General features: G+C 65.0%; 18 protein-coding genes. 12 read left to right on the top strand and 6 right to left on the bottom strand.

Features of this window, described 5'->3' with window-relative positions:
- Nucleotides 1–89: 89 nt before the first annotated feature.
- Nucleotides 90–569 carry a cupin domain-containing protein gene (locus ACVIIV_RS33330; RefSeq protein WP_456747970.1) on the bottom strand — a complete coding sequence of 160 codons (480 nt, stop codon included), beginning with the start codon at nucleotides 567–569 and terminating at the stop codon, nucleotides 90–92.
- 238 nt (nucleotides 570–807) lie between these two features.
- Between ACVIIV_RS33330 and ACVIIV_RS33325 the strand changes: the two genes are divergently transcribed.
- Together ACVIIV_RS33325 and ACVIIV_RS33320 are read left to right on the top strand one after the other, a co-directional pair.
- Nucleotides 808–1,092: a hypothetical protein gene (locus ACVIIV_RS33325; RefSeq protein WP_456747969.1), complete on the top strand. Its 285-nt coding sequence runs from the start codon at nucleotides 808–810 to the stop codon at nucleotides 1,090–1,092.
- 84 nt (nucleotides 1,093–1,176) lie between these two features.
- On the top strand, nucleotides 1,177–1,893 hold the full coding sequence (locus ACVIIV_RS33320) for a peroxiredoxin-like family protein (RefSeq protein ID WP_456747968.1): 717 nt from the start codon (nucleotides 1,177–1,179) through the stop codon (nucleotides 1,891–1,893).
- Between the two features lie 251 nt (nucleotides 1,894–2,144).
- Here ACVIIV_RS33320 and ACVIIV_RS33315 read toward each other — a convergent pair whose 3' ends face one another.
- The gene (locus ACVIIV_RS33315) at nucleotides 2,145–3,032 is read right to left on the bottom strand and encodes a LysR family transcriptional regulator (RefSeq protein ID WP_456747967.1); all 888 of its coding nucleotides are present in this window, start codon (nucleotides 3,030–3,032) and stop codon (nucleotides 2,145–2,147) included.
- Between the two features lie 198 nt (nucleotides 3,033–3,230).
- Between ACVIIV_RS33315 and ACVIIV_RS33310 the strand changes: the two genes are divergently transcribed.
- A complete protein-coding gene (locus tag ACVIIV_RS33310; protein ID WP_456747966.1) occupies nucleotides 3,231–4,379 on the top strand; it encodes a DUF3734 domain-containing protein in 1,149 nt (382 codons plus the stop codon).
- Nucleotides 4,380–4,470: 91 nt separating this feature from the next.
- Complete coding sequence (locus ACVIIV_RS33305; RefSeq protein WP_456747965.1) at nucleotides 4,471–5,421, top strand: oxygenase MpaB family protein; 951 nt, start codon at nucleotides 4,471–4,473, stop codon at nucleotides 5,419–5,421.
- Nucleotides 5,422–5,559: 138 nt separating this feature from the next.
- Here ACVIIV_RS33305 and glgA read toward each other — a convergent pair whose 3' ends face one another.
- On the bottom strand, nucleotides 5,560–6,975 hold the full coding sequence (gene glgA / locus ACVIIV_RS33300) for a glycogen synthase GlgA (protein WP_456747964.1): 1,416 nt from the start codon (nucleotides 6,973–6,975) through the stop codon (nucleotides 5,560–5,562).
- A 193-nt stretch (nucleotides 6,976–7,168) separates the two neighbouring features.
- Between glgA and ACVIIV_RS33295 the strand changes: the two genes are divergently transcribed.
- The 8 genes from ACVIIV_RS33295 (at nucleotide 7,169) to ACVIIV_RS33260 (ending at nucleotide 16,182) form a co-directional block, all read left to right on the top strand.
- Nucleotides 7,169–8,374: a CaiB/BaiF CoA transferase family protein gene (locus ACVIIV_RS33295; RefSeq protein ID WP_456747963.1), complete on the top strand. Its 1,206-nt coding sequence runs from the start codon at nucleotides 7,169–7,171 to the stop codon at nucleotides 8,372–8,374.
- A 126-nt stretch (nucleotides 8,375–8,500) separates the two neighbouring features.
- Nucleotides 8,501–10,045: an ABC transporter substrate-binding protein gene (locus tag ACVIIV_RS33290; RefSeq protein ID WP_456747962.1), complete on the top strand. Its 1,545-nt coding sequence runs from the start codon at nucleotides 8,501–8,503 to the stop codon at nucleotides 10,043–10,045.
- A 7-nt stretch (nucleotides 10,046–10,052) separates the two neighbouring features.
- Complete coding sequence (locus ACVIIV_RS33285; protein ID WP_456747961.1) at nucleotides 10,053–11,003, top strand: ABC transporter permease; 951 nt, start codon at nucleotides 10,053–10,055, stop codon at nucleotides 11,001–11,003.
- Nucleotides 10,990–11,859, top strand: a complete 870-nt coding sequence (locus ACVIIV_RS33280; RefSeq protein ID WP_456747960.1) for an ABC transporter permease — start codon at nucleotides 10,990–10,992, stop codon at nucleotides 11,857–11,859. The genes ACVIIV_RS33285 and ACVIIV_RS33280 overlap by 14 nt, the downstream gene beginning before the upstream one ends.
- Nucleotides 11,856–12,848, top strand: coding sequence for an ABC transporter ATP-binding protein (locus ACVIIV_RS33275; protein WP_456747959.1), 993 nt, complete (start codon nucleotides 11,856–11,858; stop codon nucleotides 12,846–12,848). Before ACVIIV_RS33280 ends, ACVIIV_RS33275 begins: the two co-directional genes overlap by 4 nt.
- A complete protein-coding gene (locus ACVIIV_RS33270; protein ID WP_456747958.1) occupies nucleotides 12,845–13,816 on the top strand; it encodes an ABC transporter ATP-binding protein in 972 nt (323 codons plus the stop codon). Before ACVIIV_RS33275 ends, ACVIIV_RS33270 begins: the two co-directional genes overlap by 4 nt.
- Before the next feature lie 83 nt (nucleotides 13,817–13,899).
- A complete protein-coding gene (locus ACVIIV_RS33265; RefSeq protein WP_456747957.1) occupies nucleotides 13,900–14,967 on the top strand; it encodes an alcohol dehydrogenase in 1,068 nt (355 codons plus the stop codon).
- 135 nt (nucleotides 14,968–15,102) lie between these two features.
- Nucleotides 15,103–16,182, top strand: coding sequence for an isocitrate/isopropylmalate dehydrogenase family protein (locus ACVIIV_RS33260; RefSeq protein ID WP_456747956.1), 1,080 nt, complete (start codon nucleotides 15,103–15,105; stop codon nucleotides 16,180–16,182).
- A 39-nt stretch (nucleotides 16,183–16,221) separates the two neighbouring features.
- Here ACVIIV_RS33260 and ACVIIV_RS33255 read toward each other — a convergent pair whose 3' ends face one another.
- The 3 genes from ACVIIV_RS33255 to ACVIIV_RS33245 form a co-directional block, all read right to left on the bottom strand.
- Nucleotides 16,222–17,043 (bottom strand): enoyl-CoA hydratase, encoded by an 822-nt coding sequence (locus ACVIIV_RS33255; protein WP_456747955.1) that lies wholly within the window; start codon nucleotides 17,041–17,043, stop codon nucleotides 16,222–16,224.
- 284 nt (nucleotides 17,044–17,327) lie between these two features.
- Entirely contained in the window at nucleotides 17,328–17,699 is a 372-nt protein-coding gene (locus tag ACVIIV_RS33250) for a helix-turn-helix domain-containing protein (RefSeq protein WP_020608151.1), read from the bottom strand.
- 29 nt (nucleotides 17,700–17,728) lie between these two features.
- Nucleotides 17,729–18,778 carry a LysR family transcriptional regulator gene (locus ACVIIV_RS33245; protein WP_456747954.1) on the bottom strand — a complete coding sequence of 350 codons (1,050 nt, stop codon included), beginning with the start codon at nucleotides 18,776–18,778 and terminating at the stop codon, nucleotides 17,729–17,731.
- Nucleotides 18,779–19,180: the final 402 nt, after the last annotated feature.

Raw genomic sequence — 19,180 nt, 5'->3', positions numbered from 1 at the left:
ACCAGACCCGGAATCTCGAGGTTCTCAGGTGCGCAATTGCGCACCAGAGTTCGCTTCGCGCCCCGGAACGACAGCACACTCGGCGCTCGTTACATATGATGGTCGTTGGGATCCTTGCGGACGTCGCCGACATAGAGAATGACCGTCTCCTTGCCGAGGTTCTTCCACCAATGCGAGGTGCCGTAGACTTCGGGGCGGATGTCGCCGGCCTTGTGCACGATCGGATCGAGACAGTTGGAGGCGTATTCGACAATCTCGCCCTGCTGCACGAAGATCAGGGCAGGGCGGTCGTCATGGCTGTGCCAGGGCACGATACCGCCGGGCGCGATGGTCAGCTTGCGGAAGCGCAGCTCGCGGCCCTCGATATGGGCTGGCTGCTTGCCCAGGTCGATCGCCCCGAGCGTAACATCGGTGACGCCGACGGGTTTGTGGTCGACCATCTGCTGTGCGTTCGGCCTGATCTTGCCGGCCGGACATTCGCCGGCCAAGACCGGCGTTGCAAATGTCAGCGCCCCGAGAACGGCAACGCCTGTCCAAACCACGCGCGACACTGTGAGATGCCTTGACATGGAAAGTCTCCTCTGTTGGCCGCAACCATGATGGTTGCCGGCTATGGCAGGAGCTTCGTCGACACCGTCTCCACCTTGAAATGCCGGCTTGCTCTCGATGCGATAGCCCGGCGCTATGCCGATAGGCGGCGGCTATCGAACCGATTGGGCATCGGCATTTCCGCCTTCGCAGCATCTGGCGTCCGATGGCAGCGCGCCCGATTGGCGGGCGTTCACGTCAATTCCCAAGGAGCAGCCCATGACGAAAGTGTCCAAGACCCTGGTTTTTACCGCCGCCTTCGCGGTGATCGCGACATCGGCCTTCTCGGAAGCGGCCTGGGATCTGAAGGCCGGCATGGCCTATGTCTATGGCGGGCCCGGCAAGATGTCGGCGATGGCCATGGCCCCGGCCGAGAAGAACCACGAGGCCATGATGAAGCATGCGAAGAAGGTACCTGATAACACCGTGTTCTTCATGGACAACGGCACGCTGTACTCCACGTCAGGGCGGCTCGATCCCACCGGCAATTTCTACGTGAATTGAGCCGGTCCTGGCATCGCGGGCCGCCCCTTGCGGGCGGCCGAACCGGGAAACTAGTATCCGCCGCAGGAATGCCGGAGCAGAACGATGACGTCTCTCACGCCAGCCGACGCCGATCGACTGAGGCTCGCCTTCCAGCGCTGCCGCGACATGGAGGGAACGCTGAACGAGCAGCTGCGCGCCTATGCCGACGCGAGCCGCGAGGTGTTTCCAGCCTATGGCGATGCGGTCGATCGCCTGGTGATCCGCTTGAGCGGAAACGGCGGTGGCGAGACCGCGCCGCGTCCGGGCGATGCGATGCCGCCGTTCATGTTGCCTGACGAGGGCGGGCACCTCGTGACGCTGCCCGCGCTGCTGGAGCGGGGCCCGGTCGCGGTGATGTTCTTTCGCGGCCATTGGTGTCCCTATTGCCGGCTCAATGTCCGCGCCGTGGTGCAGGCGCTGGACCGCATCAAGGCCATGGGGGCGCAGGTCGTCGCGATCATGCCGGAGACGCAGGAATATACCGGGCAGCTCAAGGCCGAATCCGGCGTGCCGTTTCCGATCCTGACCGATCTCGACAACGGCTATGCGCTGTCGCTCAACCTTGCGATCTGGCTCGGTGCCGAGATCCAGCAACTGCTGTCGTATCAGGACATGGCGAAGTTCCACGGCAATGACGGCTGGATGCTGCCGATCCCGGCCGTGTTCGTGGTCGGCCGCGACGGCATCGTGAAAGCCCGCTTCGTCGATCCGGATTTTCGCAAACGCATGGAGATCGACGATCTGATCGAGGCGCTGGAGAGCGCGAGCCGGGAGAATTGAGGCGCGCTCTCTTCCCTTCTCCCTTGTGGGAGAAGGTGGCATAGGCGGCCCTCGGCCGCCGTTCCTAAGAACGCCGATGCTTTGCATCGGCTACGGCGCCGGATGAGGGGTATCTAGCGCCATGCACCGACGTCCGTGGAGAGATACCCCTCACCCAAGTGAGTCCGGGTCTGCCAACGTCGCTGCCCTCTCCCACAAGGGGCGAGGGCACAGCAATGCGCATCTCGCCTGGGGCGAAAGCGCTTGCCCTGCTACCCCGCGATCTCCCGCCAGTCCGCGCCGCGTAGCAAGCGCATCACGGCATTGCCCACGGCCGTGCGTTGCCGGCCGGCGACCCCATAAAGGTTGACGGTACGGCGGGCCTCCAGCCCCGAGACTGCGGCGCGTGTCAGTCGCTCCGGCACGGGTGAGGTGTGCGGCACCATGGCAACGCCGAGGTCGGCCTCGACCAGCTCGATCAGGTCGCGCTCGCTCGCGACCTCGTGACCATGTTCGATGTCGATGCCGTGTTCGCGCAGGCTCGCGGAGATGCGGCGCGCGTGCTCGCAGAAGGTCCGGCTCAGCAGCTGCTCCGATCGCAAATCGTCCAGTTCGATCGAGCTGCGGCCGGCCAGCCGGTGTCGGTCGCAGACGACGAGCTCGAAGTTTTCGGTGAACAGCGGCCAGACGTCGAGCCGCTCCCAGGCTTCGTCGATCTCCGCAGCGATGCCGAGCTCGGCTTCGCCCTTCTTGAGGAAGTCGCCGACCTCGCGACTGGTCCCGCGCAGGAAGCGCAGCTCGAGCCGATTGAACTGCCGTTTGATCTCGTTGAGATGCGGAATCAGCAAGGCGAGGTCGATCGAATGCGTCAGCGCAATGCGGAGCGCACCGATCTCTCCGCTTTTGAACGAGGAGGCGAGCGAGCGCGCGCCGGTAGCGGCGTCGTAGCATTGCTTCAGCAGCGGATGCATGCGCTGGCCGAGCTCGGTCAATTGCGCCGCCGGCCGTTCGCGGCGGAACAGGTCGCCGCCGAGCTCGGCCTCGAGCTGCTTGATGGCGCGCGTCAGCGAGGGCTGCGTCACGTTGCATTCCTCCGCGGCGCGCGTAAAGTTCAAGAGCTGCGCTACCGCAAGGAAATAGCGGACCTGATGCATTTCCATGGATCGGCTCCCCAGCAGGATCGACCGGAATCTAGCCGATCCGGACGGGGAATGACATCCTGGGCTCAATAGCGCATGCGTATGGTTATGGAAGCCAGCCGGCATTTCCAAAAGGCCCGGCAATCGCCGAGAACGGCGGGACGCCACAATGGCCTTACGCCTGACGAATGATAAGCATAGGCTCGACAGGAGCGAGACATGAACGGCATGCAGGACAATGTGCAGCGCAAGGGCATGGACCTGCCGGGTCAGGTCGTGCTCGTGCTGCAAGGCGGCGGCGCGCTCGGCTCGTACCAGGCCGGGGTCTACCAGGCCTTGCACGAAGCCGGCATCGAGCCGGACTGGATCATCGGCACCTCGATCGGCGCGATCAATGCGAGCCTGATCGCCGGCAACGCAAGGGAGCACCGGCTCGCGCGCTTGAGGGAGTTCTGGAAGCGGATGGAGCAGCAGCCGGTTTGGGACTGGCGCGCCACGTTTCCCGGCTTCGACGAGAAGCTGGCCTATTGGTCGACGGTAACCCACGGCATTCCGGGTTTTTTCCGACCCAATCCGTTGGCACATGCCGGAGATTCCTATCCGCTGGGTGCCGATCACGCGGGCTATTATTCGACCGCTCCGCTCGAGAAGACGCTGAGCGAGCTCGTCGATTTCGATCTGGCCAATCGCTGCGCGCCGCGCCTGACGGTCGGTGCGGCTCATGTCGGCACCAGCGAAATGCGCTATTTCGACAGCCGCGACGGCGAACTGACGGTGAAGCATGTGATGGCCTCGGGCGCACTGCCGCCGGCCTTCCCGGCGGTGCGCATCGACGGCGAGCTCTATTGGGACGGAGGCATCCTGTCGAACACGCCGACGGAGGCGGTGTTCGACGACAATCCACGCCGGGATTCGCTGATCTTCTCCGTGCATCTGTGGAATCCCGTCGGGCCGGAGCCGACCACGATGGCGGAGGTGCTGAACCGGCACAAGGACGTGCAATATTCCAGCCGCATCGCCAGCCAGATCGTGCGACAGCAGCAGGCCCATCGCCTGCGCCATGTGATCAACCAGCTTGCGGCGCGGCTTCCGGAAAGTGAGCGCAACGATCCCGCGGTGATGGAGCTGATGAGCTACGGCTGTCCGACCCGCATGCATGTGGTGCGGCTGCTGGCGCCGCAGCTCGAGCGCGAGACCCATACCAAGGATATCGATTTCAGTCCGTCCGGGATCACGCGGCGCTGGCATGCTGGCTATGCGCACACGAAATCGGTACTGGCGCGCAAGCCCTGGATCGGCGAATTCGATCCGCTCGCCGGCGTGGTGCTGCACGAGCATATGGACGAGATGCCGATGGCCGCGGAATGAGGGCCTTGTTCGTCATTGCTTTGCACGACGACGATTTCGCAGGCGCGCGGTCCGGAGTATGGTCGCCGTGTCTTCGTCGCGAGGCTTGCAATTGGTCGCCGAGAAAGATCTGGAGGAGTCGCTCGATACGCTGCGTGCCAACGCGGCGGGACCGATCGCGGGCGTGTTCGGTCCGGCCTCGCTGACCTGGCGGATCGACCGGGAGGCCGTGATCTTTCTCGGCGCCGGCCGTGCGCTGCTGCTGCAGCTGGCCCATCCATGGGTGGCGGCGGCGATCGCCGAGCATTCGCGCACCCTTGCCGACCCGATCGGCCGCTTCCACCGCACCTTCGACATCGTCTTTACGATGGTGTTCGGCTCGCTGGACCGGGCGCTGCTGTCGTCCCGGCAGCTGCATCGGCGCCACAGCATGATCGTCGGCGAGATGCCCGAGGCCGTGGGTCCGTTCGCGGCCGGCTCGCGCTACTGCGCCAACGACATCCCCGCGCTGCGCTGGGTCCATGCGACGCTGGTCGAGACCGCGCTCATGGTACATGATCTGGTGCTGCCGCCACTCTCGGCGGAGGAGCGCGATCGCTATTGGAGCGAGGCCAGGCTGTACGGCGCCCTGTTCGGATTGACGGGGGATGATTTGCCGGCGGACTGGTCCGGCTTCGTCGCCTACACCACGGCAATGGCGCAGTCGGAGACGCTGACCGTCAGCCCTGCGGCGCGCGAGATCGCTGCGCAGATATTCAGCGGCGCTCGTCCGTGGTTGCGGCCACCGCGATGGTATCGCGCGCTCACCGCGAGGATGCTCCCTGAGCGTTTGCGCGCAGGCTTTGGCTTTGAGCTCGGCGAGCGCGAGATCCAATCCGCCGACAATGCGCTGCGATGGATCAGGCGCGTCTATCCGAAATTGCCTGATCGGCTGCGCTATGTCGGTCCCTACCAGGAAGCGCAGGCGCGGTTGCGGGGCGAGCTGCAGCCGGACTGGATGACACGGTGTCTCAATCGCGCCTGGATCGGACGGCCGCAGATGGACGCGCGCGGGAAGGGGTGAGGTGCTTGCTGGTCGCCACAAATACCGTCATTGCGAGGAGCCCTTGCGACGAAGCAATCCAGACTGTCTCTGCGGAGGGACTCTGGATTGCTTCGCTGCGCTCGCAATGACGGAGTCTGAGGAAGCGTCGTCGCTTCCTCACACCGACGCCAGCTTGCGGTACAGCGCGCTGTAGCTGCCGGCCGAGATGCTCCAGGAGAACGATCGTCCCATGGCGCTGCGGCGCATGGAGTCGAGCTGGTCGTGCGCCATGAAGGCCGAGAAGGCCCGGCGGACGCCGCCGAGGAAGGATTCGCGCGAGGGTTTCGAGAACAGGAAGCCGGTCTCGCCATCGGTGATGGTCTCGGCGAGGCCGCCGGTCTGGTGCCCGATCGGCAGCGACCCGAAGCGCTGGGCATACATCTGGCTGAGGCCGCAGGGCTCGAACCGCGACGGCATCAAGGTGAAGTCGCTGCCGGCGAAGATGCGCCGTGCCTGGGCATCGTTGAAGCCGATCACGACCCCGATGGCGTCGGGGCGGCGGCGATGCGCGTCGATCAAGGCCTGCTCGAGCGCCGGCTCGCCGGAGCCGGTGACCACGATCTGCCCTCCGGCATCGATGATCTCGTCGGCTGCCGCCAGCACGAGATCGATGCCCTTCTGGTGCACGAGTCGCGCGACGATGCCGAACATCGGGCCGCGCGACACCGCAAGGCCGAACTGCTTGCGCACGTAATCCGCATTGGCCCTCTTGCCGACCCAGTCGCCGGCGCCGAACTGCTGGGCGAGCTGGGCGCAGGAGCGCGGGTCCCAGCTCTCGTCGATGCCGTTGAGGATGCCGGTAAGCTCGGCGGCGTCCGAGCGCAGGCGGAGCAGTCCCTCCAGGCCGCAGCCGAATTCGGCCGTGGTGATCTCCCGCGCATAGGTGCCGCTGACGGTGGTGAGGTGCGAAGCGTAGACGAGGCCTGCCTTGAGGAAGGAGACCTGGTCGTAGAACTCGACGCCGTCGATGTGGAAGGAGCTCTCCGGTGCGCCGATCCGCCGCAGCGAGTCCTTCGGGAAGAGGCCCTGATAGGCGAGGTTATGAATGGTCAGGATCGACGGCAGCTTGGCGCCGCGCCAGGCAAGGTAAGCCGGCACGAGCGAGGCCTGCCAGTCATTGGCATGGATCAGGTCTGCTGCCCAATTCTTGTCCAGCTTGCCCATGGCGAGCTCAGCCGCCGCCGAGGCAAAGCGCGCGAAGCGGATATCGTTGTCGGGCCAGTCGCGCCCGGACTCATCGCCATAGGGATTGCCGGGCCGGTCGTAGAGCTGTGAGCACAACAGCACATAGACCGGCAGGCCGTCTTTGGTCGCGGCCCGGCCGAGCGAACAGGCCGGCATCTCCGCGAACGCAGGACAGCGGCCAACGATCTGAATATGCGTGAGTTGCTCGATGATGTCGCGATAGCCGGGCAGCATGATCCGGATATCGGCAAAGGAGCGAAGGGCGCGGGGAAGGGCGGCGGAAACGGCGCCCAGTCCGCCAACGCGGACGAAGTCGTCCATCTCTGTGGTGACGAACAAGACCCTCAAGAACAGCCGCCCTCTTCAGACCCCGCTTGCTGCTATGCAAGAACGGGTCCAGTTGTGCTGGAATTCCAAAGCCCGCCCACGCGGCACGTCTGCTCGGTAAACACTTTCCTACTCAGCCGCCGCCCTCTAGGGTCGCCGCATCAACAACAAAGAACTTCGATAGTTCCTAAGAGACCCAAGGACGTGAGCAAGCATGCAGCTAGCAGACAAGCATGAGGGGACGACGACAAAGGCTTTCGCAGGCCTGCGGGTCCTGGATTTTTCGACCACGATCGCCGGTCCCCACTGCGCGCGCATGCTAGCCGACATGGGCGCCGAGGTCATCAAGATCGAGACCGACGGCGGGGAGACGATGCGGACCCGGCCGCCGCTGCGCAAGGGGTGCAGCACCGCCTTCGGCCAGCTCAATGTCGGCAAGAAGAGCGTGATCCTCGATCTCAAGTCCGAGGATGGCAAGGAGGCGGTGCGCCGGCTGGCCGCCGCCGCCGACATCCTGGTCGAGAACTTTCGGCCCGGCGTGATGCACCGGCTGCGGCTCGACTACGAAAGGCTGCGCCCGGTCAACCCGAGGCTGATCTACTGCTCGATCTCCGGCTACGGCCAGACCGGCCCCTCGGCCGAGCTGCCGGCCTACGCCCCGGTGATCCACGCCGCTTCCGGCTACGACATGGCGCATCTGGCTTACCAGCCCGGCCGTATCAGGCCCGACTATTGCGGCATCTACCATGCCGACGTCGTCACCGGCACCTACGGTTTCGGCGCGATCGCGTCCGCGCTCTATCAGCGCACCGTGACGGGTCTTGGCCAGCATATCGACGTCTCCATGCTGGAAACGATGCTGTCGCTGACGCTGACCGAGTTGCAGAGCTCTCAATTCGCGGTGGCGCCGCCGCCACGCCCGATGTTCGGGCCGACCGAGACGGCAAGCGGCTATGTCATGATCACGATCGCCAGCGAGAAGACGTTTCAGGCCTTGATGGGCGTGATCGGCCGCCTCGACTGGATCTCCGATCCGCGCTTTGCCACTTATGCTCCGCGCCGCGAGAACTGGGCGGAGTTGATGGACGGCGTCGAGGTCTGGTCGCGGCAGCTTTCGACCGATGCATGCCTGCTCGCGCTTGGCGCTGCCGGCGTGCCGGCCTCGGCCTATCGCACCGTGTCCGAGGCGTTGGCCGATCCGCAGCTTGCGCATCGCCAGGCGCTCTCCGAGGTGCGGGACGAGGGCGGCTCGTTCCAGGTGCTCAACCTGCCATTCCGGATGTCGGGGGCCGACACGACGCCGGCCAAGACGGTGGCCGTGCTCGGCGCGGATACGCATGCGTTGCGCGAGGAGATCGGCCTTGTCGACAGGGCGCCAATTCCGTCAGGCAAAACGGCCGCGACATCTTCAGCAACATGACGACGCGCGCATGCGGCGTTTTGATCTCTCGTGTGTTCCTCTTGCCGTGGCGAGCATTTGTCGCCAAGCTCGCCTCCGAGTCATTCAACGATCCGAAACATCGGACGAGGGATCCCGGGAGGAACCATGACGAACATTGCTGCTGCGGCGCGCAAGACGGCGCCGATTTTCCTTGTTGCGGCATTTTCTCTTCTCCCGCTGGTTGAGCCGGCGCAGGCGCAGAAGCCCGGCGGCAGCATCACCGTCGGCCAGGAGCTCGACATTCCCGGCTTCGATCCGCTCAAGGTCGGCGTCTACGACACCTCGACCTTCACCGCGGCCGCCGCGATCTTCGACACGCTGACCACGCTCGACGACAAGGGCGAGGCCGCGCCGAAGCTCGCGGTCTCGTGGACGCATTCCGACGATTACATGAGCTGGACCTTCAAGCTCCGTGAGGGCGTGAAATTCCACGACGGCACGCCGTTCAACGCGCAGGCCTTCAAGGAGAATTTCGACCGGCAAAAGGACCCTGCCAACAAGTGCCGCTGCGCCTTCTACATCACCAACGTCAAGGAGGTGCTGGCGCCCGACGAATACACCGTCGTCTACAAGCTCACCGACCCCTCCGTGAACCTGCCGGCAGTGATCACCATCCAGAGCCAGAACAATGCGGTGCACTCTCCAACCGCCTGGAAGACCAAGGGCGACGATTACAATCGCAATCCCGTCGGCACCGGCCCGTACATCCTGAAATCATGGACCGCCGGCGACCGCATGGTGCTGGAGAAGAATCCCAACTACTGGGACAAAGGGCGCCCCTATCTCGACCGCATCATCCTGAAGCCGCTGCCGGACGCGCAGTCGCGGTTCGCCTCGCTGCAGTCGGGCGAGGCCGACATCATCTGGGACGACGAGAACGACGCCGACAACATCATGAAGGCGCAGAAGGACCCCAAGCTCACCGTGCACACCTACAAGGGCTCGGGCGCGCAGGTCTATGCCTTTAACACCAAGGTGGCCCCGTTCGACGACGTCCGCGTGCGCCAGGCGCTGGTGATGGCGATCGACCGTCCGAAAATGTCGCAGGCGATCAGCAACGGCCTGAGCCGACCCGCGAGCAATCCTTACGGCGACGGCTCCTGGGTCAAGTGCAAGGACGACGGCGCACTGCCGTTCGACATCGAGAAGGCCAAGGCGCTGATCAAGGACTACAGCAAGCCGGTCGAGTTCAAGATGCTGGTGACCGCAACGCCCCGCGGCCGCATGATCGGCCAGGTGCTCCAGCAGTTCTGGAAGCGCGTCGGCGCCAACATGGAGATCGAGCAGGTCGACCAGGCCACCATTCCGTCGCGCGCTTTCACCCGTCAGTTCCAGCTGACGCCGTGGCGCATCGTCGATCTCGCCGACCCGGATCCGCAGATGTACGCGAATTTCCGCAGCGGCAGCCCGCTGGCGCTCTCCGGCTTCTCAAATCCCGAGCTCGACAAGCTTCTAGACCATGCGCGCGTCACCGCCGACCTTGGCCAGCGCACAGAGGATTACTGCGCCATCAGCCGCCTGATCAACAAGGAGGCGATCTGGTTCTGGACCTTCCAGAACACCTATTACGCACTGTCGAGCGCCAGGCTGAAGGGCTTTCCGAAGATCTACAATGGTGTGATCGACGTCTCGACCACCTGGCTGGAATGACCATGCGATGCTGACCTTCGTTGCGCGGCGGCTGCTTGCCATGCTGCCGGTACTGCTCGCCGTCTCGTTGCTCACCTTCCTGATCGCCTCGCTGTTGCCGGGCGATCTCGCCTTCGTCATCCTCGGCGACCAGGCGACGCCGGAGAATGTCGCGGCGCTGCGCCGTGACATGGGGCTCGATCAGCCAGTGTGGTGGCGTTACCTGAGCTGGCTCGGCCATGTGTTGCAGGGCGATCTCGGCCGCTCGTTCCGCACCGGTCAGACCGTGCTGCAGGCGGTCGCCGAGCGCATTCCTGTCTCGCTCCAGCTGATGCTGATGGCCGAGTTCATCGGGCTCCTGATCGGCGTTCCCGTCGCGATCGGCTGCGCCGCCCGTGCCGGCGGCGCCTTCGACCGCTTCATGACCGGCAGCGCCTTCGCCATGCTGTCGATGCCGTCCTTCCTGATGGCGATTCTGCTGATCTATCTGTTCGCGGTCGAGCTGCATTGGCTGCCGGCGACCGGCTATGTGCCCTTCAACGAGGAGCCGCTGGCCAATTTGCGCTTCTTCGTGCTGCCGGCGCTGACGCTGGCGCTGGCGGAGTGGCCGGGCATCATGCGGGTGCTGCGCTCCGACATGATCGCGACCTTGCAGGAAGACTATATCGCGCTCGCGAAGGCAAAGGGCCTCAAGCCGGCGCGCATCCTGTTCGTGCATGCGCTCAAGCCCTCGTCGCTGACGCTGGTGACGGTGACGGGCATCAATATCGGCCGCCTGCTCGGCGGCACGTTGATCGTGGAGACGATCTTCGCGCTGCCTGGCATCGGCCGGCTGCTGGTCGGCGCGATCTACACCCGCGACCTCGTCATCCTCCAGGGCGTGGTGCTGCTGGTCGCCTGCGGCTTCGTCATCGTCAATTTCATCGTCGACATGCTCTACGCCGTGCTCGATCCGAGGATCCGCCATGGCCACGCTTGAGCTGTCGATGCAGGACGAGGCAGCGTCCGCGCCCGTTCGCCGGCGGAAGCTCGGCGTCCTATTTTGGCTTGCGAGCGGTTGGCTCGCGATCATTCTCGCGCTCGCGATCTTCGCGCCCGTGCTGCCGCTACAGAACCCGACCGACATGGACATGCTGGAGCGCCGTGCCCCCTTCTCCAGCGAGCACTGGCTCGGCACCGACGGGCTCGGTCGCGACGAGCTTGCCCGCCTGATCTTTGGTGCGCGGGTGTCGCTGACGGTCGGGTTGATCGCGCCGATGATCGGCCTCGTGGTCGGCGGCGCTCTCGGGCTGCTCGCCGGCTATTTCCGCGGCCGGGTCGAGACGCTGGTGGTCGGCAGCATGGACGTGCTGCTGGCCTTTCCGCCGCTGATCTTCGCGCTCGCCGTGACCGCCTATCTCGGCCAGTCGGTCCCCAATCTCACCGTGATCCTCGGCGTGCTCGGCATCCCCGCCTTCATGCGGGTGGCGCGTGCGGCGACGCTGACGCTGGCGCGGCGCGAGTTCGTGATCGCGGCCGAGGCGTTAGGGGCGAGCCATGCACGCATCATCTTGCGCGAGCTGCTGCCGAACGTGATCCTGCCGCTGCTGGCCTTCTTCCTGCTCGGCGTCGCCGTCACCATCGTGGTCGAGGGCGCGCTGTCCTTCCTCGGACTCGGCGTGCCGCCGCCGATGGCGAGCTGGGGCAGCATGATCGGCGAGGGGCGCGACAGTCTTGACGTTGCGCCGCGGCTCGCCTTCCTGCCGGCGGCGGGACTGTTCCTGACCGTGCTGGCCTTCAACCTCGTCGGCGACACCTTGCGGGCCCTCACCGACCCGCGTCAGGGGGCGTTGTGAGCGTGCCGCTGCTGGCCATCGAGGACGTCGCGGTCGAGCTGCCGACCCCGCGCGGCAATCTCCGCGCCGTCGATCATGTCGATTTGACGCTGGACCCCGGCCGCACGCTCGGCATCGTCGGCGAATCCGGCTGCGGCAAGACCATGCTGTCGCGCGCGGTGCTTCAGTTGCTGCCGAAAAAGGCCAAGCTCACCGGCCGCGTGATGTTCGACGGCCAGGACCTGGTGCGGCTCGATTCCGAGCGCCTGCGGCGCTTGCGCGGGCGCGACCTCGCGGTCGTGTTTCAGGACCCCATGACCTCGCTCAATCCGGTCCTGACCATCGGCACGCAGGTGATGGAGACGATCCAGGAGCATCTCGAGCTCGATGCTCCCGCCGCGAAGGCGCGCAGCATCGAGCTGCTGGCGGCCGTCGGCATTCCCGCGCCGGAGCAGCGGCTCGCGCAATATCCGCATCAGTGCTCCGGCGGCATGCGCCAGCGTATCGCGATCGCGATCGCGCTGTCGTGCGAGCCGAAGCTCTTGATCGCGGACGAGCCGACTACGGCGCTCGACGTCACCATCCAGGCGCAAATTCTCGATTTGCTCGCGCGCGAGCAGCGGCGCCGGCACATGGCGATGATCATCATCACCCACGATCTCGGCGTCGTCGCCGGCCGTGCCGACGAGGTCGCGGTGATGTATGCGGGCAGGGTGGTCGAGCGCGCGCCGACGCAGGCGTTGTTCAAGCGCATGCACATGCCCTACACCGAGGCGCTGCTGGCGGCGATCCCGAAGCTGGAGGCCGCGCCGCATACGCCGCTGCCGGCCATCTCCGGCCGCCCGCCCGATCCGACACGGCCGCTACGTGGCTGCTCCTTCGCGCCGCGCTGCCGCTATGCCGCAGGACGTTGTCACGAGGCCAAGCCCGAGCTGAGGGATGCAGAGACGCCCGGGCATCTCTATGCCTGCTTCCATCCGATCCGGATGGCGGAAGGGATCGGTGCATGATGCAGCTTGCCGTGCGCCCCGAGCCGCTTCTGAATGTCGACAATCTCGTCGTCGAATATGGTCTCGGCAACAAGACGGTGCATGCCGTCTCGGGTGTCAGTCTTCAAGTCGCGCGCGGCGAGACGCTGGGGCTGGTCGGCGAATCCGGCTGCGGCAAGTCGACGCTCGGGCGCGCGGTGCTGCAATTGCGCCGCGCCAAATCGGGCCGCGTGCTGTTCGCTGGCGAGGACCTCACGGCGATGGAGGGCGAGGCGCTGCGCAAGATGCGCCGCCGCGTGCAGCTGATCTTCCAGGATCCGATCGCTTCGCTCAATCCGCGCCGGCGCATCGGCGACATCGTCGCCGAGCCGCTGATCATCGCCGGCGTCAAGGATGCCGCCGAGCGCAAGCGGCGCGTGCACGACGTGCTCTCTGCCGTCGGGCTCGACCCTGATATCGTGGCGAACCGCCTGCCGCACGAATTCTCCGGCGGGCAGTGCCAGCGCATCTGCATCGCACGGTCGCTGGTGCTCAACCCTGAATTCATCGTCTGCGACGAGCCGGTCTCGGCGCTCGACGTCTCCATTCGCGCGCAGATCCTCAACCTGCTGGAGGAGATGAAGGCGCGCTTTGGCCTGACGCTGCTGTTCATCGCGCATGATCTCGCGGTGGTCAAAGCGGTCAGCGACCGCGTCGCAGTGATGTATCTCGGCCGGCTCTGCGAGGTCGGACCGTCGGAGCAATTGTTCGCAAGACCGGCGCATCCCTATACCGGGCTGTTGTTGCAGGCGATCCCGGTGCCCGATCCGGAGGTGCGTCCCGCGGAGAGTGTGGCGACCGGCGAGCCGCCATCGCCGATTGCGCCGCCGTCCGGCTGCCGCTTCCGTACCCGCTGCCTTCGGGCCGATCAGCGATGCAGCGCGGAGATACCGGAGTTGCGCGAAGTCGCACCCGGCCAGTTCGCGGCTTGCCATCATCCGCTGGCCTGAACTAAGACCGCTGCCGGGTTTGTCTCGTCTCACTGGCCGTGGCATGCTGCGCAGAGAACGAGAAACTTGCCGGGAGGACACCAATGAAGAGTTTCAAGGTCGCCGATTTCAAGGCGCCGCTGCAGGAGGTCGACGAGGCGACGCCGCAGCCGTCGGGCACGCAGGTGTTGATCAAGGTGAAGGCCGCCGGCGTCTGCCACAGCGATCTCCACATCTGGGAAGGCGGCTACGATCTCGGCCATGGCCGCAAGCCGCTCTCATTGAGGGATCGCGGCATCAATCTGCCGCTGACGATGGGCCATGAGACGGTCGGCGAAGTCCTGGCCTTCGGCCCCGACGTGAAGCCCACCGATCAGGGCGATCTGAAGATCGGTGATGTGGGCCTCGTCTATCCCTGGATCGGCTGCGGCAAATGCGCAACGTGCCTTGGCGGCGACGAGAACATGTGCCTGACACCGCGCTCGCTTGGCGTCTATTGCGATGGTGGCTATTCGGACCACATGCTGGTGCCGCATCCGCGCTATCTGCTCAATCTGAAAGGCCTCGATCCCGCGACGACCGCGCCCTATGCCTGCTCGGGCGTCACCACCTACAGTGCGCTGAAGAAGGTCGAGCAGCATTTCGACACGCCGATTGTGATGTTCGGTGCCGGCGGCCTCGGCCTGATGGCGCTGTCGCTCTTGAAGGCGATGGGCGGCAAGGGCGCGATCATGGTCGACATCGACGCCAGGAAGCGTGAGGCGGCCGAAAAGGCCGGCGCGCTGGCGACCGTCGATCCCAAGGCGCCGGATGCACTGGAGCAGCTTGCCAAGAAGGCGGGCGGGCCGATCCGCGCCGTGATCGACCTCGTCGGCAACTCTGCCACGACACAGCTCGGCTTCGACTGTCTCACCAAGGGCGGCAAGCTCGTCATCGTCGGCCTGTTCGGCGGCGGCGCGACCTGGGCGCTGCCGCTGATTCCGATCAAGGCGGTGACGATCCAGGGCAGCTATGTCGGGAACTTGCGCGAGACGCAGGAGCTGCTGGATCTCGTCCGCACCAAGAAGGTGCCGCCGATCCCGGTGACGCGGCAACCGCTCGCCAACGCCAATGATGCGCTGCTGCAATTGCAGCAGGGCGCGGTGGTCGGGCGCACGGTGCTGACGCCGTAGCTCAACGCTCTCTCCCCGTCATTGCGAGCGAAGCGAAGCAATCCAGAAATCCCTCCGCGGACACAGTCTGGATTGCTTCGTCGCAAGAGCTCCTCGCAATGACGACTTGGTTAGCTCCCTTCCTTGAGGCCTCCCATGTCCGCAAACAACGCCTTCCACATTGCCGTGCTCGCCGGTGACGGCATCGGTCCTGAAGTCATGGCGCCGGCGCTCGAGGTGCTGCGCAAGGTCGAGCACAAATCGGACTTGCGCTTTCGCTTCACGGAGGCGCCGGCCGGCGCCAACCATTATCTCGCCACCGGCAAGTCGATGCCGGATAGCACGATCAAGCTCTGCGAGGAGGCGGACGCGATCCTGCTCGGTGCGTGCGGCTTGCCGTCGGTGCGCTACCCCGACAATACCGAGATTGCGCCGCAGATCGAGCTGCGCTTCATCTTCGATCTCTATGCCGGTGTGCGTCCGGCGCGGCTCATTCCGGGCGTGCCGAGCCCGATCGTCGGCGCCGACCAGCGCGGTATCGATCTCGTCGTGATCAGGGAGTCCACCGAAGGCCTGTTCGCCTCGATGGGCAAGGGCGTTGTCACCCATGAGGACGCGCGCGAGACCATGGTGATCACGCGCCGGACCTCCGAGCGCCTGTTCGAGTTCTCGTTTCGCCTCGCCGAGCGGCGCAAGGCTCGCGGCAAGCCGGGAATGCTCACCTGCGTCGACAAGGCGAACGTGTTCAAGGCCTTTGCGTTCTTCCGCGGCATTTTCGACGAGATCGAGAAGAAGCATCCCGAGGTGAAGACCGACCGGCTCTATGTCGATGCCTGCTCGGCGATGCTGGTGAAGCGTCCCTGGGATTTCGACGTGATGGTGATGGAGAATATGTTCGGCGACATCGTCTCCGACATCACCGCGAGCCTGATCGGCGGCCTCGGCATGGCGCCCTCGGCCGACATCGGCGACAAGCATGCGGTGTTCCAGCCGTGCCACGGCACCGCGCCTGATATCATGGGGCAGGGCAAGGCCAACCCTACCGGCATGATCCTGTCCGCAGCGATGATGCTGGACTGGCTCGCCGACAAGCACGGGCTCGAGAGCGCGGCAGAAGCCGGCGAGACCATCGAGCGTGCGGTGGACCAGGCCTATGCCGGCGGCATCAAGCCGATGGAATTCGGCGGCAGCAACGGCACGGCGGATATTACGAAGGCGGTGCTCGCGGCCCTGTAGGGGCTGTGCGCCTCGCCTCTCTCCGCAATGACGACGAAATTACTTTCCCCTAAACTGCGGCTTGCGCTTCTCCATGAAGGCCAGCCGGCCCTCGCGGAAATCCTCCGAGTCCATGCAGGCGTGGCCGATCGCCCTGATCGCCTCCATGTCGCGCCGGCTCTCGTCCTTCAGCACCTGCGCAATGGTGATCTTGGCGGCCTTGATCGCAAGTGGGGCGTTCTGCGCGATCGTCTCGGCAATCGTCATGGTCTCGCCCCAGAGCTCGCCCTCCGGGAACAGCCGTTCGACGAGGCCAATGCACAGCGCTTCGGCAGAATCGATACGCATTCCCGTGTACATCAGAAGCCGCGCCCACGACGGGCCGACCAGCGACACCAGATGCCGCAAGCCGTCATAGCCATAGGCGATGCCGAGTTTGGCCGCGGGGATGCCGAACTGGCTGCCATGCGAGGCGAGGCGGATATCGGCGAGCATCGCGACCTGCATGCCGCCGCCGAGGCAATAGCCGTCGATGCAGGCGATGGTCGGCTTGGGATAGTCGGCGAGCAGCGCGCGCTGGGCGGCGCTGCGCTTGGCGTACTCCTCGGACGCCGCTGCATTGTGCCTGACCTTCTCGAACTGGCTGATGTCGGCGCCCGAGACGAACGCCTTGCCGCCGGCGCCGCGCAGGATCACGACGCGCACGGTGTCGTCGTCGCGCAAGGCCGTCAGCGCCTCGCCAAATCCCTCCCACATCTCCAGCGACATCGCGTTGCGCTTGTCGGGATTGTTGAAGGTGATCACGCCGACGCCACCGGCCGCGTGCTGGAGGATATTGCCGTCGACGTAAGGTGTTCCGGTCGTGCTGAAAATGTCGGGCATCGCGCGCTCGCTGCTCGATGGCGACGCGCAATGTGCGGCGCAGGCGCCGGCGCGGTCAACCGGGGCAGGGCAGGCGAGCCTGCATCCGCCTGTGCTGCGATTGCATGGCACGCGAAGTTGGGCGGCAAACGACCAAGAAGAAAGGGCGGCCAGGCCACCCCGAGATAGACCGCGCGCAAGCGCGCGGGCGCAGACATATCTCATCCGACCTCGTTCAATCCGGTCGCGCCCCCGTGACGCGACGGATTGAACATCGGCCGCAAAGGCCAGGCCGTCGATCGGCCTCAGCTCTCGTTCGCCGCGATCGATTCCATCAGCGATACGAGCTGACGCTGCACCGTCTGGTCCTTGATCTTGCTGTAGGCGCGCAGCAAGCGGAGGCTAAAGGCCGAGTCGAGGAAGAGCAGGCTCTCGACTTCGCGGGCCTTGTTGTCGCCGTCGTAGAAGAAGGTCACGGGCACGTCGAGGGCGGAAGCGATCTGCTGAAGCCGAGCCGCGCCGACCCGATTGACGCCCTTCTCATATTTCTGGACCTGCTGGAAGCTGACGCCGAGCTTCTCGCCGAGCTCGGCCTGCGAGATCTTCATCTCGACGCGCCGCAGGCGGATCCGCTTGCCAAGCTCGATGTCCGGCTTGCCGGCGCTGCGCTGCTTCATTCTTTTCGCCGCTGCTTTCATCTCTGTTTTCACCTTTGTTCTTCGGTTGAAAATCCCCCGAAGAGCTGGGTCAGGGGTTCGCCCATGTACGAGTCCTTGAATTCATGCGGATGCACGAACTCTTCCTTAAACCACGGGAAGCGAGCCGGACTGAAAGCCTCGATCAGCCAGTCAATCATGTGCCGCACGCGCGGGATACGGCCGCTACCGGGGTGGTAGGACAGCCAGATATCCAGCGGTCGGTTCAGCTCGACCTCCAGTGGAATCAACTTCCCGCCAAGCGCAATGGCGTAGCTCGGGAATACGCCGATGCCGGCGCCATTCGCGACCGCCCAGTAGTTGGCGCTTGAGACGTTGGTCTTCATGACCAGAAGGTCACGTTCCGAAACACCCGGGAAGAAGCTCTCGAAGGATTCCTTGGCGGCGAGCTGGTCGGCGAATTGCAGCACCAGGCGATGCTTGATCAATTCCGCCGCCGAGTGCGGCGCGCCATGCTTTGCGATGTATTTCTCGGAGGCCCAGAACATCAGATGCATGCGGCCGAGCCGCACCAGCTTGATGTCGAGCGCCGAGGGACGCGACAGGTGGATGGCGACGTCGGCCTCGTGTCGCGAGACGTCGGCCGAGCGCATCGCGCAATGCAGGTCCACCAGGATCTTCGGATAGGCCTGCTGGAATTCGACCAGACGCGGGGCCAGCCAGAATGTGCCGAGCCCCTCGGTGACGGCAACGCGGACCTCGCCGGACAAGGCGTTGGCCATCGAATCGCTCGCCCGCAGCACGTCGAAGGTGGCCGCCTCCATGCGCTCGACGGCGGAGACCACGAGAGCACCCTCATCGGTCAGATGAGTGCCATGAACGTCGCGGGTGAACAGTGTGGTGCCGGTCTGGCGTTCGAAGTCGTCGATCCGTCGGCGCACGGCGTTGATCGACAGCGATAAGCGCTCGGCCGCCGAGCGAAAACTTCCGCATCGAACAACTTCCAAAAATATGCGGGCGGCATCCCAATCCGAGAGGCCGCTGAGATTTGTCTTTGGGCGTTCCGCCAACGGAACGCCCCTTTCCGCCAAGGAGTGCATACAAGTCCCTTCGGAAAGCTAAACTGGCAGAATCTGGAGCAAACCACAACCACGGCGGGTTGGGGAGTGACGAGTTTTGAACGTCATCCTTACTGCCTCGAGGGTGGTATTTGGATGCTGCCGTGGGCTGGGAATCGGGCAGACTATCGGCCTGACTGAGGGATTTTGGCGTGAGTTCCGTTGCGAGCCGTGGAATGGCTGCGGGATTGCCGGCGCTGTCCGCAACGGAAATTCTTGCGCGAGAGCCGATGCCGTCTCCCTCGATGGATCAATCACACCGCGTCGGGCGTTTGCTCTCGGACCATTTCGGCGATCGCCAGCGGCGCTGCATGGCGATGGTGTCCGGAGCCGCGGTTCCACGCCCGAAACACACTGAAATCAGGTTCGGAGGCTCAGTAGCCT

This window comes from Bradyrhizobium sp. USDA 4354 (assembly GCF_054060315.1).
The sequence above is the reverse complement of the archived record's forward strand: the minus strand, read 5'-3'. Positions and strand labels throughout refer to the sequence as shown.

Bases quoted from the DNA above. Each gene is read 5' to 3' on its own strand.
- ACVIIV_RS33330 (WP_456747970.1), bottom strand. From the start codon at position 569: ATGTCAAGGCATCTCACAGTGTCGCGCGTGGTTTGGACAGGCGTTGCC.
- ACVIIV_RS33325 (WP_456747969.1), top strand. From the start codon at position 808: ATGACGAAAGTGTCCAAGACCCTGGTTTTTACCGCCGCCTTCGCGGTG.
- ACVIIV_RS33320 (WP_456747968.1), top strand. From the start codon at position 1,177: ATGACGTCTCTCACGCCAGCCGACGCCGATCGACTGAGGCTCGCCTTC.
- ACVIIV_RS33315 (WP_456747967.1), bottom strand. From the start codon at position 3,032: ATGGAAATGCATCAGGTCCGCTATTTCCTTGCGGTAGCGCAGCTCTTG.
- ACVIIV_RS33310 (WP_456747966.1), top strand. From the start codon at position 3,231: ATGAACGGCATGCAGGACAATGTGCAGCGCAAGGGCATGGACCTGCCG.
- ACVIIV_RS33295 (WP_456747963.1), top strand. From the start codon at position 7,169: ATGCAGCTAGCAGACAAGCATGAGGGGACGACGACAAAGGCTTTCGCA.
- ACVIIV_RS33290 (WP_456747962.1), top strand. From the start codon at position 8,501: ATGACGAACATTGCTGCTGCGGCGCGCAAGACGGCGCCGATTTTCCTT.
- ACVIIV_RS33285 (WP_456747961.1), top strand. From the start codon at position 10,053: ATGCTGACCTTCGTTGCGCGGCGGCTGCTTGCCATGCTGCCGGTACTG.
- ACVIIV_RS33280 (WP_456747960.1), top strand. From the start codon at position 10,990: ATGGCCACGCTTGAGCTGTCGATGCAGGACGAGGCAGCGTCCGCGCCC.
- ACVIIV_RS33270 (WP_456747958.1), top strand. From the start codon at position 12,845: ATGATGCAGCTTGCCGTGCGCCCCGAGCCGCTTCTGAATGTCGACAAT.
- ACVIIV_RS33265 (WP_456747957.1), top strand. From the start codon at position 13,900: ATGAAGAGTTTCAAGGTCGCCGATTTCAAGGCGCCGCTGCAGGAGGTC.
- ACVIIV_RS33260 (WP_456747956.1), top strand. From the start codon at position 15,103: ATGTCCGCAAACAACGCCTTCCACATTGCCGTGCTCGCCGGTGACGGC.
- ACVIIV_RS33255 (WP_456747955.1), bottom strand. From the start codon at position 17,043: ATGCCCGACATTTTCAGCACGACCGGAACACCTTACGTCGACGGCAAT.
- ACVIIV_RS33250 (WP_020608151.1), bottom strand. From the start codon at position 17,699: ATGAAGCAGCGCAGCGCCGGCAAGCCGGACATCGAGCTTGGCAAGCGG.
- ACVIIV_RS33245 (WP_456747954.1), bottom strand. From the start codon at position 18,778: ATGCACTCCTTGGCGGAAAGGGGCGTTCCGTTGGCGGAACGCCCAAAG.